This is a genomic window from Bacillus sp. S71 (genome assembly GCF_016625265.1).
Lineage (GTDB): Bacteria > Bacillota > Bacilli > Bacillales > Bacillaceae_G > Bacillus_A > Bacillus_A cereus.
In genome coordinates this window covers 1-14,437 of the sequence record NZ_JACVUW010000004.1, presented here as the reverse complement: position 1 = coordinate 14,437, position 14,437 = coordinate 1, and the positions used below count along the sequence as shown (strand labels likewise).

Genomic DNA, 14,437 nt, shown 5'->3' with positions numbered 1-14,437 from the left:
GTCTATCACTCAAAATAACAGCGTGCAGATTAAGGATTAACAGATTCCCCGTCACCATTTTTTTCAATTTCAAGCATATTTTTGTCGTACATTTTAAAGAATGGTAAATAAATAAGGAACGATATTGCTATATTTATAAAAACTAATACAATCGCACGCCAATCTCCACCTGTTGCTAAATATGCACCAATTGGAGCAGGTAGTGTCCATGGCGGCATAATATGCGTTGGTGTTACAAATCCCATCGCAGTTGCTGAATATGCAACAGTTGCTGTTACAAGTGGTGTAATGATAAATGGGATAATTAAAATTGGATTTAGTACAATCGGTAATCCGAATATGACTGGTTCATTAATATTAAAAATACCTGGAACAATACAAGTTCTTGATAATGCTTTCGAATATTTCGATCGACCAAATATAATCATAGCTAATACAAGCCCTAACGTCGCACCAGAACCGCCAATCCATATAAACCATTGATATAACGGCTCTGGTGAAATAAATGGCAACTGATCTGCTCCACTAGCAACTGCTTCTCCATTTTTCCCTAGGTATACTTCCCATAATGGCCTAGCAACAGTTCCAACAACCGACACACCATGGATTCCGAATGACCAAAAAAACGTAATTAAAAACACTGGAATCATTACACCGAAGTAACTATCCCCAGCTTTTACTAATGGTGCTGCTAATTTATCAACAACATGGTGTAAATCAATGCTAAAAACGACAGTTACTAGACTCATTATAATAATAACGAATGCTGCAGGTATAAGTGCTTCAAATGAACGCGATACAGATGGCGGTACTTGTTCTGGCATTTTAATCATTACATTTTTCTTCTTACAAAATCTTAAAATCTCTACGGATAAAATAGAAACAATCATCGTCACAAATAATCCATGACCTCCGAGATTTGTCATCGGAAGCATGAATCCTTTTTTATCAATTAACTCAGGCGTTAATGTTAAAAGTAGTGAACATACCGCGAGCTGTGCTCCTGATAAAGCATCTAATTTATAACTTTTCGCTAAATTATATCCTATTCCAAATGCGATATATAAAGACATAATAAACATGGTTAAACGATATGGTATCAATATACTTGTTTGATTCTTTAATGCCCAAACTGATATGAAACTATCTTTCGGCAGTGGTGGAAATGCTACTATTAAAAAGAAGCTTCCTACTATAATAAATGGTAACGCCGAAATAACTCCATCACGGATTGCTTGTAAATGTCTCTGCTCAGAAAGCCTTGCCATCGGTCCAGATAAGTTTTTATCAAGAAACGTGACAAACTTATTCATAACGTTTCCCCCTAACTTATTAATTCATTTACAGTTTTTAATAAAGTCGGGCCACCAAGCGGTGTGTATGCTTGCGGCGGTATGATGCCACACGGAATAGATTCCTCCTCTGCAAATTTTTTTACAGAGTCAAATCGGTGTCTTATTTGAGGTGCCACCATTACGACATCCCAGCCATTCTTTACTTCTTCCTCTACCTCATTCGTTCCAATTGCATGCACTTCCATGTTCACACCATTTTTCTCCGCTTCTTTTTTTAAAGCGTTTACAACAATTGCACTGGACATTCCTCCAGAACAGACGAACAAAACTTTCATTTATTAATCCTCCTATACTTATAATTTATTACCCTTCAAATGAAAGGAAGTTTCACTTTACTAACAAGCATATGAAGTAGTAAATGAATTTAGTTATAATGAAAGTGAATTTCATTAAAAATATTTTTCCTATTAAATTAATGTTTCAATATGCAATTTTCTCTATTGCAAAGTCAACCTCGCCTCATATATTATTTTAAATAATCATATGATAGGGAGGCGTATAAATGATCGTTAAACGTTTATTAATGATATGTTGTATCGTCATCTTGTTCATCCCTTTCTCTTTCATTCCCCCTCACTTTACTTATGCTGAAGTAAATACTACGTACAAAAAACATGAATTACGTGCTGTATGGATTGCATCTGTTCTGAATATTGATTGGCCCTCAAAAACTGGCTTACCCATTGAAAAACAGAAACAAGAATTTATAAGATTATTAGACAATGTAAAAAGCACTGGTATGAATGCAGTTGTTGTACAAATTAAACCAACCGCTGATGCTTTCTATCCTTCAAATTACGGTCCTTGGTCTGAATACATTACAGGAACACAAGGAAAAGATCCTGGTTATGACCCGCTCGCATTTATGATTGAAGAAACTCATAAAAGAAATATAGAATTCCACGCTTGGATTAACCCATACCGAATAACGATGAATCACACCGATATAAATCGATTATCAAATAATCACCCTGCAAGGCAACATCCCGATTGGGTTGTCCCTTATGGCGGAAAGTTATATTACAATCCCGGTATTCCGGAAGTGAAAAAATTTATAACAGAAGGCGCTTTAGAAATCGTACAAAATTACGATATTGATGCGCTGCATATGGATGATTATTTTTACCCATATAAAGTAGCCGGTGAAGAATTTCCAGATCAGAAAACGTACGAAACATATAATAACAGTAGATTTACAAATATAGAAGATTGGCGACGTAACAATGTAAATGAACTTGTAAAAGATTTAAATACTGCTATAAAACAAGAAAAATCATATGTAAAGTTTGGCATTAGTCCGTTCGGCGTATGGCGAAATATAGCTGACGATCCCACTGGCTCTAACACAACCGCAGGCCAAAGAAACTATGATGACCTTTATGCTGACACACGTGAGTGGATACAAAAAGGATATATTGACTACATTACACCGCAAATATATTGGAATATAGGTTTCACCCCAGCTGCATATGACATATTAGTAGATTGGTGGGTTAAAGAAACAAATAACAAACCGATTCACCTATACATTGGTCAAGCGGCCTATAAAATTAATAATAACTCCGTCCCTGCTTGGTCTGATCCAGAAGAATATCCAAGACAAATTGCATTAAACCGGCTATATCCTGAAATAAAAGGTAGTATGCATTTTAGCTTAAAAGATATTAATAACAATCCACTTGGAGTTAAAGATAGACTCTCAAAAGACATATATAAACATCCTGCATTAATCCCGCCTATGCCTTGGATTGATCATGATCCACCAAAACAACCGACTTTAAAAGGTGCCATTCCAAGAAATGAAGGTATTGCAATTGGCATCATTGACAATAGAGATAATGATTCTGCTTATTACGCTATTTACCGCGCGAATGGGAAAAATGAAGTGGATATACAAAACCCAAAAAATTTACTTACTACTGTAAGAAAAACAAAACTTGGAGAAATTTATGTAGATAAAACCGCTATTTCCGGAGAAACGTATACCTATGTCGTAACTGCAGTTGATCGATTGCATAATGAAAGTGTGGCTTCTAGTAAATCTACTATTCAAGCAAAATAAAAGTAAGAGCCCCCATTTTTTTGAATGCGGGCTCTTACTTTTATTTTCGTAGTTCACTATATTGAATATGAATTCTATTCTCAGGGTTTTTATCTACTGTGTAAAGTACAAATAAGAAGAACCATTCTAGTGGCTTCATTAAAATATAAACAAAATCAGCCGACCATTTCGTATTAATATGTTTACTAATCGGATAACCGTATTTATCATAAAAATTACGAATAACTTTATGACATTTTGGTACCCGCTCCTCAATTACATTTTCAAAAGCGTTCGCAATTAATAACTGTCGATTAACTGTAATTCTTTCCCCATGCCTAATTCCTGCTCGTAATGGCTTAACGATGTTTTTATGGCCTTTCACAGAAACTGTACATAAATAATGCCCATCCCCGGAGACAATTTGAGGACTTGGGGCAGGAATCTTAGAATAATTAAAACTACTTGTTTCCATAAACACTCTTATAAAACTATCTGGTTTTTGGCCAAACAGTATTAAAATAAATTGAACAATTAACAAGACAGGAAATAAACTTATCATCCAGACGGTAGCCATTTTTTGATATCCAAAAGAAATACGATACAGCAATAATATAATTCTGTTGCTCTGCGTATAATCTTTCTCATTCTGAGATTGTATGAAATAACCTAATGTATTTCTTAATTTAGCTAAGAATAATAGACTAAAGGCAAGCATTCCAACTTGAATACAAAAGACTGGAATGTATCTCAATCCTCCTAATTCCGTATAAAAGGCAAAGCCTGTATGGGTAATATAGATGAATGTATATACAATGTTTACTATCATTAAAGTACTATAAAAAATATAAAATATTGGTGAAAGTTTTATTAAGCCTGTTGTTAATTTCCAATACGAAACTCCACCTAAAATAACTAAGAGAACTACTATCGTAATGTGGTCATGGGCTAAAGAAGCATATTGATCAGACATCATTCCGTTCTTTTCAAATTTATGTAATGGTATTCCTGCTCTTACATCATTTGCATTCCACATAATACCTAAACCAAAGATAAAATAACTCAAACCCAGTGATAATATTTCCTGTGGCTCGAACTTTAGTATACTTGAGGAATTCTCCTCCTTCGATTGGAAACTATCCCAAGCTTTACTAATAGGGTAGCCAAGAAATATAAATAGAATTACAAATAGTATAACTAACTCAAATAGCACAATATCATACCCCTTTTATAATAATTGTTTACACAAAGTATAAAAAAACACTCTATATTTTACCATTTATTAACGTTTGTATATATAATTTCACAAAAGATTGCACTCTCTAAATTCACAAAAAAAAACGCCTAAAAGCTGAAACATTCAACTTTTTAGGCGATCTCTTCTATTTATTCTTAAACTTCTCAGTCGCTGCCCTCATCTTCACATTTAAATCGTGATCAATCGAGTCGCGAATATCTCGCTCTACTACTTCCATTTCTTTTTTGAAATTTTCCAAGTAGATCTTCAGTTCTTCTTCCTTCTCTGGTCTTTGTGAAGGTGGTAATTGTACTACCAACGATAACATGGCCGTTAAATCTTTCATTAAGAATGTTTCAAGTTTATGTTGTTGTTCAAACATGCGTTGCTCTTGATAGTACGGAAGTGCATTTAATACCGAAATTGTAATATCATCAACCGTTCTTTGTAATGAAGGATTTATTGAGCGTTTATACGCTTGAATTGTATTTAATGCGTCTGGATAACGGTCATAAAAATACAATTTGTAAAATGATAAGTCTGTCGGTTTTACAGTTTGCTGCGTTTCTTGTCTTAAGAAATCTTTCACTTTCATCGCAGCCACATCAATATCTTCATTCGTAAGCTTTTTCGTAGTTTTTGCCATTACATGCACTTTTTTCTGCTTTTCTTTCGGTAACATCGAGAAGACTTGCTCTCTCGTCCGTTGACCTGATGCACAAAATAGAGTATTTAATGTATTTTGTTCTTTCTTTCCTTCGGTGCGAATCCAGCGATAAAACAGTGGATGTTGTGTAAATTCTTGTAGAAACGGTATTGATTTGTTTGATATCTTATCTAGAGAATCTTGCGCTCTTTTATATGGCTTCGTCCATGAAAAATACAGTTTCCGCCCGAAGTATACGACTAAAACAACGACAGTAAATGCTATTAAAAGCAATGTACCGAGTAGTAATAGTACTGTTTGAATGAAACTCATTTGTTCACCTCCTCTAATAATCCGTTATTTCCTTGGACGCTGAATGAGTTTCTGCTTCATCTCATCATTAAATGTGTCTAGTTCAATAACGAACTTCTTGCTTGACTCAATAATACGTTCTGACGATTTTTCAGATGCTTCAATTGCAGCGAACACATTTTGGAATGATTCACGTAATTTATCCATGCTAATAGCAGGGTTTTCAAGCAATTTCGTCGTTTCTTCTGTATTTTGTTTTAACGCTTGAGAATTACTTAATACCATCGATTCAATTGCTTCATTCGTCGCATTTACGGCATCAATTGTTTTCCGTTGATTCGTTAATGCAAGCTGAATAGCAGCTGAAACTGTTACAACGTTTTGTGTCATCGTAATCGCATTACGTATCGCCTCTGTTAATTTTTCATTATTTTTCTTAATGATGTCTACAGAAGCTATAGATTGTAATAATACACTTTTCGCTTGCTGCATATTACGTGTACGTACAAGTATCTTTTCTAATGCATCGTTAATTAACGGAATATCCCTTTGACGCTCTGGGTTTTGTTTCTCAGCTTCAAGCATGCCAGCAAGCTTTTTCCCTAAGTATACTTGTTTATCAAGAGCATGAATTTTATCGTGCGATTGTTCTTTTAACATTTCAAGACCAACTGTATCCTCTTGTAAGTTATCACGACCAATTAGAAGGGATCTAATAATTTCCTCAATTTGCTTATCTATAGATTGATATTTATGCACGTATGTTTCAAGTGGATTTTTCTTAAATACTTTAAACATAATTTTCTTCATACCACTTGCTTTTAATGAATTCGGATCAAGCTCTGATACTACTTTGCGTAATTCTAACAATGTATTTGGAATTTCTTCATTCTTTCCATTCATCATCGCTGTGACAGGACGTTTTAATGCTGATAACGTTTGTCCTGCTGCTTGTTGTTCTTTATCCCCCAAATCTCCTAGCTGCGACAATACTTTTGATAAATCTGTATTTTGCTCGCTATTTAACTTTTGTACATAAAGATCGGCTTCTTTATTTAATTCATCAAGTTCTTCATCTTTTATAACTGTATCAACCACTACTTCTACATTATTATCTTTCACAATGGATACAGGTTCTTTTTTCTCGAGTTCAGTCAACAAAATCGCTCCTTTATTTATATGTGCGAATTTATATGCACTATATTTCATCAATTATATCGTATTTCATACACATTCTGATTGCTTGAAATCGATTTTTTTAGAAATGTCTGTTTATGCAGTCATTCCCTGTTTCTTACTATAAGTATACCTGTAATCAACATAATTTTCCTCAGACTTAAGACCTAGAGAACTACATGCTGAAGGCGGATTCTTCATATATTTCCTAAATAATTTACGTTCTTTTAATCGTGCTACACTCAATCTTTTGACATTCACCCGTTTTCAATGTGATAATTCTATTACACTCACTTCTATTTATTTTTGCGAGCTACAAATGCTCCCTTTTGAAACGCTAATAACACTGTTTCAAACGTATCATCTTCTTCAATCATTTTTATAAACTCATCTAATTCACTTGCATGAGAAGTTGCATTATCAACAACAAGAAAACCTTTTGGCTGTAACATACGTTTTATATGCTCAAACCACCACATGTATTGCGTACGCTCTGAATCTAGGAAAATAAAATCAAATGAATCATCTAGTTGTGAATCTAAAAATGCCCCTGCTTCTTGATTGTGAACATCAATCATTTGTAAAAGGTTTGCCTTTTCAAAATTGACAAGTGCCTCTCCAACTCGTTCTGAAGAAAGCTCTACAGTTGTTACATTTCCATTTGTTTCTTCTACCGCATTAGCTAACCACAATGTAGAATAACCATTAGAAGTTCCGATTTCTAAAATGTTTTTTGCATTACACCCTTTTACTAAAATTGATAAAAATTGCCCCATCTCACGAGAAATATTCCGTAATTTTTCTTCCCGTATTTTTTTATTCCGATCATGCTCTTCTCCATATTGTTCAAGTTGAAGTAATAACGAATCTAACGTATCCATTCTTTTCATCGCCTTTCCAAGCAATATGATGAAAAAGCTCTTGCTGCCCGTCTACTTTTATTATATGCGAAACGAAATCCTTTTTCCCGTTATATGACAAAGATTTATAATTTTTTATAGCATATTGTTTCGTTTTTTGGTAAAGTTAATTTCTACGTGCAATTATTCCATTCATATTATTTCATATTAAAATTGCAGTTATTAAATTATATAAACCCCATTTAAATGAATCGGTATTTCAAATTCAATTAAGCGCCCTTTTCGGACGCATTTTCTTTGTTTATATATTTCCAGAAGAAAGGATGCTTACAAATGAACGTGATTAGCTTAGATGCTGCTCGAAAACGAAAGCAGCATAAAAAATTAATGATTACTATACCGATTATTACACGTATTTATGAAGAAGACGGGGAAATTAAATTTGAGGTAGCTGGCGAAAAAGATGTACCTCTTGAAATGTTAGAAAAATAATAAAAAAACGCATTTCTAAAGAAATGCGCTTTTTTATATTTTTACATTTAAATGCATAAGTTTTTCAGGATTAACCATCATATAAATATTTGAAATTTTCTCATCATCAAATGCAAACGAAAGAACATATGTTACTTTATTATTTATCGTAACTATAACTCCTGGTATACCATTAACCATTTTGAAATCAACAGTGTACTCTTCTGTCAATCGTTGTGCAATCCCAAAGAACAAACGTATAATTCGATCTGCAGAATAAATCGGATTGATCGCAGTTGTAACTTTACCGCCACCATCAGCTTTGAATATAGCATCTATTTTTAATACTTCCAACATACCTTCCGTATCCCCACACTGTAATGATGCTACAAACTTTTCAACATAAGAAGCCATTTTCTCCGTGCTTAATTTTGATTGCTTCGGTTTCTCCAACATGCTTTTTCGTGCACGTTGAAAGATTTTTCTACAGTTCACACTACTCTTATCAACAATTGAAGCTATTTCTTCGTATTCATAACTGAAAACCTCTCTTAATATGAAAACAATCCTTTCTACCTCAGATAGTTGTTGTAAAAGTAATAAATATGCGGTGGAAAGGGATTCTTTCATTATAAATGACTTTGATGGCTCATCACTCTCGTCTACAAGTGGCTCTGGTAACCACATCCCTACATACACGTTACGTTTATGCGCTGCCGATCGTAATTTATCAATTGAACGATTTGTCGCCATCTTACATAAATATGCTTTCATATTTTCTATAGATTGAGGATCTTCTATATTATTTAGCGAGATAAATACATCCTGAACGATATCCTCAGCATCCATAACACTCCCAAGGATTCTGTATGCTAACGAAAATAATAATGGTTGATACGCTTCATATAACTGCTCCGTTTCCATGATGAACTGCCTCACTTTCATATTGCTTTAAAATGTGTAACGCTGCTCGTTTCCCGCTTGCTACCGCAGCATCAGCTAATATTTCATCATGCCCTGCCCAATCTCCTGCAACATAAACACCTGGCATTTCAGGTATATTAGGACCCGGCTTTTCAACACGGTCAATATGAGGAAAATCATGTACTACTGTTATTTTCGGTAAATATTGCTGTGCAACAACTTCTCTTTTCCAATTTGGATGTAACAACTCCATCGTACTTTCCAACTGTTCTTTATCTTCATGAATATGATTCATCTCTAGCACAGGATTATGGTACTTAATTAGACTCACTGCAATTGATCCATCTTCACTTAATTTAGCTGCTCTCGATTGATTTGTGAAAAATATAGGTTGATCTAATCCTAATACAAATTGATGTGTAGGATTGGGTAATTGTCTCAAGCCAATATCTAATGCAGCAACAGTAACCGGTACCGATTGTTCATTCCATCTATGCAAACTTGTTCCTTCTGCACCTTTTATTATTTTACAAGCCTCTTTTGGCGGAGTCGTCACGATGACTGTATCTACTGCAAAAACCTCATCATCAACACAATGTATTCTTTGTTTATCTTCATAATGCTCTATTTCCAAAACATGCTTTTTAGCCAAAAATTTTACCCCGACATCATTCGCTAAATCTCTTAATTTTGCTATTATCGTCTCCCAACCACCATCTACATAAAGCACTCCTTCTTTTATAGAAAGCTGTATTTGCTTTAGTACAGATGATGCTAATTGTATTGTAGGAGCAAACGTATATGTTGTTGTCCGGCATAGCGCATAAAATATATTACGAACCATTGGATCTTTTATTTCATTTTCTGCCCATGTAGTTAGACTCATTTTCGGAACTTCTCCTACATCTAAATTTCCTAAACGAATCATAAGACGTGAGAATTGTACTTTTGCAGACCACGAAAGTAGTGGTGTTGATAAAATTGAGCGAAAATCTGTTGGGATGGTGAATATATCCCCTTTCCATATTCCATGTGCTTTTGTAGATGGTATTCCACCTGGAAGATTCAAACCGAGCTCATTAAAAGTTATAAACGCTGCCCCGCCTCTATATAAAGCATGTGCACCAAGATTCATGCAGATTCCATTTTTATTTATAGTCATCCCTCGGCCACCGAATTGACTGGATTTTTCTAATACAATCACTTTCTTTCCAGCTTTCGCTAAATATATAGATGCTGTTAATCCAGCAAGCCCACCGCCAACAATTGCTACATCAAATGTATTCATAATAAAATCCCTCCTTATCGTTCTACATACAAGACGAACGATTAAGGAGGGATGTGACATGAAAATAAATTTTTATTACCCTACTTTATTTCATTACTTTTTAATTCGGTCATATTGCATACGAAATAACTCAATTGCAAATGGAATATCCTCTTCACTCTTTATATAATAACTGATCCATCCTGATTCAGGTAATACGTGATGTGGTTTTACCAATCCTTGCTTCACTAATTCATCTCGCTTTAACTTCGGAAATGGTAAATCAGCTAATTTATCACCATGAAGATGGCCAAGTTCTTTCTTACCATAATTTATTTCAATACCACCAAATCGATGCGGTTTTTCAGAAACACCCGCCCAGCTGAGTACTTCATTTCTAATCATTTCACTAAATGACATGAACATTCACTCCTTATAAATGATTGATGTACTTTTAAATTAACATTTTCATTACTTTTTTCCATCAATCCAAAGTATGAATGGGAATACGAATATAGTTTAATCTTTATACTTTATTCTTTATGGAATAAGTGAATTTATTAAGCTACCGACAACAGCACAAAACAAAGACTAGACACATATCCTAATTTTGTAACCTAACTTACCTATAGAAAGGCGGGTAATACAATTGACTGCCAACATCGACTATACCTCCCCTTCAACCAATTTTACTTATGATGTAAATAAAAGTAATTTTTTTCGGAAAGATGCCCAAAATTATATAAATGTACTTGGTATTAAACAATTAAACACTTTAGAAAATACTTCTTTATTAGATATTTATTTAAGTACAGGAAATGTTGTAGAACCACATATTCATCAAAATGCAGCTGAACTTGTTTATTGTATTTCAGGGTCTGCTGTTGTTTCTTTACTTAATCCATTTACGAATCAAATATTAAACTTACCGATAAAACCGGGGCAAGTTGCCAACATTCCACAAGCGTGGTGGCATTATGAAATTGCTACAGCTGATAATACTCATTTATTAGCTATTTTCAATGCCCCAGCGCCAGAAGTTATTTTCGGTTCTGATATTTTAAGATTAACTCCTGCTCATATGATGGCCCATACTTACTGCCTCAATGAACAACAATGGAAACAAGCGGTTTCTCCTATTCAATCAACTACTGTTATTGGCCCTCCGGCAAACTGCAATCAAAACCGTGGAATGAAAAATTACCCAACCCATCCCCTCCCTCAACAACATAATCCGTATCCCCAAGATTCTTATTACTTTCCTCTTTACTGGGGCTATTAATTTGTAAATTTTTAAAAGAATCATCATTTATCTCCTAGGAAAATACCGAGGAGATTTTTTTATTGTATGTTCTCTTCCTATTAATAATAGTAACAATTGATAGTGTACATACATATAATATTTATATATTAAATTGGAGGTGATAGTACTATGAGTAATTATAACTATCGAAAAAACTACTCTTATAATAAAAATAGTAGCTCTTCAGCATCCTCTCAATCTTCCAATTCTCAATCTTCCAATTCCCAATCGCAAAGAGACTTAGCCGAGCAAGGCTATGTAAAGAAAAAAGGATGTAACTGCAATAAAAATAAATAGTTTATTTTATGGATGAATTCTTTTTTTAAAGAATTCATCTTTTTTTCTGATCGAAAATTTTTAAAGTTACATAACTTATTCCTTAAATGAGAAAGGGTAAATTATACTTTTTTATACGAACTTAACAAAGAGTAATTGTTCAATTGATTTATTACTTATTTTCCAAAAAAATATAGTCCTTCCTAAATTTATTAGGAAGGACTATATACAAACCCCTGTTTAATTTCCTACTAAACATTGTAACAAATTAAACGATATTAATACCTGCACTTACAAATCCAGCAACTGCAGCTATTGGACTTGCTGCTGTTAATGAAACATACAGTAGTATTTTATCTCCAGCCGCTACTGGAATAGCTTCAGCAATGATTCCTGATGCTGTAGAACCAATCGCTATTGCGGCAAATGCTGGTGTTAATAAAAGAGGTGCGCCTTGTACTGTAAACGTATTGCTTGCTGCAGGTGCAGTTAATATTTGTATTTGCACTTGAACAGGTGATAATGGAGCTAAAGCAGCTGTTGCACTAAAGAAACCAGCTAATGACGTAATAACCCCTGCGCGTGGTGCTACAAATGCATAATCACCTACACCTAATGCTAATGTGATACTTGTTCCACCAGTTAAAGCTACACCAGGCTGACTAAATCCAAATCCAAGAAGAGTTCCTGTATTAGCTATTAACGCGTTAACTAACGCAGATGGTGTTGTACCTGAAGCAAATGGAATAATAGCTCCGCCACCAGTTGCTCCTGTTGCACCAGTTAAGCCTGTTGCACCAGTTAAACCTGTTGCTCCCGTTGGACCTGTTGCTCCTGTTGGACCTGTTGCTCCTGTTGCTCCTGTTGCTCCTGTTGCTCCTGTTAGGCCTGTTGCTCCTGTTACTCCTGATGGACCTGTTGCTCCTGTTGCTCCTGTTGCTCCTGTTGCTCCTGTTGCTCCTGTTGCTCCGCCTCCTGGACCTGTTGGACCTGTTGGACCTGTTGGGCCGCCTCCTGGAGTAGCACCAATTAATTGAGTTAATAAGTTTAATAAAAGTTGTAAGCTTGCAGGGTCAATAATTAAAGAGAAGAAGAATGGTGCAAGAGCACTGTAGAATTGTTGTAATAAAGAAAGTAATTGGCTTAGATTTGGGTTAGGAGATTGTAGTAAATTAATAATACTTTGAATTAATTGTTTTAAGAAATTCCCTTCTGGAGAAGGTGCTAATTCATTTAGTAAGTTCAATAGTTGAGTAAACAAATTGAGTAAAGCTAATCTGTTTGCATCACTTGGATTTGCAAAAAACGCTGCAATAGCCGAAATTAAAGAGTTTAGTAAAGTAATTAATCTACCTAATTGCTCACTAGTAATTGGAACTGTTTGTGGATTGTTACAGCAATCTGGAGTGAAAACAATCGGATTATTGCAGTGGTTATGACCGAAACAATTATTACTTGTCATTTATGTCCTCCTTACTTGTTTTATATTTGAGTTTTTCCTATTATAAGGATCATAAAGTTGTAAAAGAGTATGTGTTATATATTGACTTAAAATAGGAAACATGAAATATAATTAAACTTGCAAACGCTATTTAATTATGTTCATGACTCACATATTAATTATATGTTTTTAATAATTGACTGCTTAGATTAAATACCTAAACTTAAGAGTTTATTTTATTTTTCCACGTTTATCTCTTAGGTTTAAATACACATATTAATTTGAATATACTCAACAATTAACAGTGCCATTTTTTTCATATAAATATACCTTATTTCTTTACTAAGATTGTGTTCTCTTTTTTAAACATGAAGCCGTTTGTATTATAGAGAACTCTCATATACTATATTGAAAAATTCATTTTATATTTTATTCCAATACACTATGAAAAGGATTGAAGTTAAAATTCCTATCATTCAACCATTTATAACAGCTAGAAATTGAATGTACCTTCACTTAACTTTAACTATTCAAATATAAAACAAAAAGGACAGATTCCTTTTCATTAAGGAACTGTCCTTTTAATTAATAATGATAAATTGTAATATAATTGAAGATCCTTGCGATGGTGGTTGCGTATCCAATAAAGTTAATTTACCAGCACTCACTTCATATAATGGTTGTGGTTGCAGTATTCCGTTAACAAACAAATTAATATAAGAAACTTCACTAGGAGACAAAATATTCGTTGTACCATATTGAGGTATCCCGTCAGCATCTGTATATATAAGTTTCTCTCCATCTGCAAAAGTGTAATATAACAAATTGGTTGTGGTTATAGGACCAATGCCCCCAGTAGGACCTGTTGCTCCTGTTGCTCCCGTTATCCCTATTGATCCGGTTTCTCCAGTTGGTCCCATTTCTCCGGTTGCTCCTGTTATTCCAGTCGGCCCCGTTTCTCCGATCGACCCCGTTATTCCGGTTGCTCCTGTTATTCCGGTCGGTCCCGTTTCCCCGGTTGCTCCTGTTATTCCGGTCGGTCCCGTTATTCCGGTTGCTCCTGTTATTCCGGTCGGTCCCGTTTCTCCGATCGACCCCGTTATTCCGGTTGCTCCTGTTATTCCGGTC

At 34.5% G+C, this 14,437-nt stretch carries 14 protein-coding genes; 3 read left to right on the top strand and 11 right to left on the bottom strand.

Going from position 1 to position 14,437, the window contains the following annotated elements; translation table 11 throughout:
• Positions 1-29 precede the first annotated feature (29 nt).
• Both IBT51_RS10395 and IBT51_RS10390 read right to left on the bottom strand, forming a co-directional pair.
• The gene (locus IBT51_RS10395) at positions 30-1,313 is read right to left on the bottom strand and encodes a PTS sugar transporter subunit IIC (protein WP_001032277.1); all 1,284 of its coding nucleotides are present in this window, start codon (positions 1,311-1,313) and stop codon (positions 30-32) included.
• A gap of 11 nt (positions 1,314-1,324) precedes the next feature.
• Positions 1,325-1,630, bottom strand: a complete 306-nt coding sequence (locus tag IBT51_RS10390; RefSeq protein ID WP_000865907.1) for a PTS sugar transporter subunit IIB — start codon at positions 1,628-1,630, stop codon at positions 1,325-1,327.
• Positions 1,631-1,857: 227 nt separating this feature from the next.
• Between IBT51_RS10390 and IBT51_RS10385 the strand changes: the two genes are divergently transcribed.
• On the top strand, positions 1,858-3,417 hold the full coding sequence (locus tag IBT51_RS10385; RefSeq protein ID WP_200458368.1) for a glycoside hydrolase family 10-like protein: 1,560 nt from the start codon (positions 1,858-1,860) through the stop codon (positions 3,415-3,417).
• Positions 3,418-3,457: 40 nt separating this feature from the next.
• Here the strand turns inward: IBT51_RS10385 and IBT51_RS10380 are convergent, their stop codons facing one another.
• The 4 genes from IBT51_RS10380 to IBT51_RS10365 all read right to left on the bottom strand — a co-directional run bounded on the left by IBT51_RS10380 (position 3,458) and on the right by IBT51_RS10365 (position 7,657).
• Positions 3,458-4,609, bottom strand: coding sequence for a DUF6688 domain-containing protein (locus IBT51_RS10380; protein WP_029442296.1), 1,152 nt, complete (start codon positions 4,607-4,609; stop codon positions 3,458-3,460).
• A 169-nt stretch (positions 4,610-4,778) separates the two neighbouring features.
• Positions 4,779-5,612 carry a DUF3974 domain-containing protein gene (locus IBT51_RS10375; RefSeq protein ID WP_000008372.1) on the bottom strand — a complete coding sequence of 278 codons (834 nt, stop codon included), beginning with the start codon at positions 5,610-5,612 and terminating at the stop codon, positions 4,779-4,781.
• Between the two features lie 24 nt (positions 5,613-5,636).
• Complete coding sequence (locus IBT51_RS10370) at positions 5,637-6,749, bottom strand: toxic anion resistance protein (protein WP_000137402.1); 1,113 nt, start codon at positions 6,747-6,749, stop codon at positions 5,637-5,639.
• A gap of 314 nt (positions 6,750-7,063) precedes the next feature.
• On the bottom strand, positions 7,064-7,657 hold the full coding sequence (locus IBT51_RS10365) for an O-methyltransferase (protein ID WP_088024113.1): 594 nt from the start codon (positions 7,655-7,657) through the stop codon (positions 7,064-7,066).
• Positions 7,658-7,960: 303 nt separating this feature from the next.
• Between IBT51_RS10365 and IBT51_RS10360 the strand changes: the two genes are divergently transcribed.
• Positions 7,961-8,119 carry a hypothetical protein gene (locus IBT51_RS10360; RefSeq protein ID WP_001100984.1) on the top strand — a complete coding sequence of 53 codons (159 nt, stop codon included), beginning with the start codon at positions 7,961-7,963 and terminating at the stop codon, positions 8,117-8,119.
• Between the two features lie 33 nt (positions 8,120-8,152).
• Here IBT51_RS10360 and IBT51_RS10355 read toward each other — a convergent pair whose 3' ends face one another.
• The 3 genes from IBT51_RS10355 to IBT51_RS10345 all read right to left on the bottom strand — a co-directional run bounded on the left by IBT51_RS10355 (position 8,153) and on the right by IBT51_RS10345 (position 10,709).
• Positions 8,153-9,022 (bottom strand): sigma-70 family RNA polymerase sigma factor, encoded by an 870-nt coding sequence (locus IBT51_RS10355; protein WP_200458369.1) that lies wholly within the window; start codon positions 9,020-9,022, stop codon positions 8,153-8,155.
• Entirely contained in the window at positions 9,000-10,310 is a 1,311-nt protein-coding gene (locus IBT51_RS10350; protein WP_200458370.1) for a phytoene desaturase family protein, read from the bottom strand. Before IBT51_RS10350 ends, IBT51_RS10355 begins: the two co-directional genes overlap by 23 nt.
• 93 nt (positions 10,311-10,403) lie before the next feature.
• Positions 10,404-10,709 carry a luciferase domain-containing protein gene (locus tag IBT51_RS10345; protein ID WP_000010317.1) on the bottom strand — a complete coding sequence of 102 codons (306 nt, stop codon included), beginning with the start codon at positions 10,707-10,709 and terminating at the stop codon, positions 10,404-10,406.
• A gap of 229 nt (positions 10,710-10,938) precedes the next feature.
• Between IBT51_RS10345 and IBT51_RS10340 the strand changes: the two genes are divergently transcribed.
• Positions 10,939-11,571 (top strand): cupin domain-containing protein, encoded by a 633-nt coding sequence (locus IBT51_RS10340; RefSeq protein WP_088024096.1) that lies wholly within the window; start codon positions 10,939-10,941, stop codon positions 11,569-11,571.
• A 565-nt stretch (positions 11,572-12,136) separates the two neighbouring features.
• Here IBT51_RS10340 and IBT51_RS10335 read toward each other — a convergent pair.
• Together IBT51_RS10335 and IBT51_RS10330 are read right to left on the bottom strand one after the other, a co-directional pair.
• A complete protein-coding gene (locus tag IBT51_RS10335; RefSeq protein ID WP_200458371.1) occupies positions 12,137-13,330 on the bottom strand; it encodes an exosporium glycoprotein BclB-related protein in 1,194 nt (397 codons plus the stop codon).
• A 560-nt stretch (positions 13,331-13,890) separates the two neighbouring features.
• Positions 13,891-14,437: DUF4183 domain-containing protein (locus IBT51_RS10330; RefSeq protein ID WP_200483279.1), on the bottom strand; the 547-nt coding region annotated here is incomplete at its 5' end.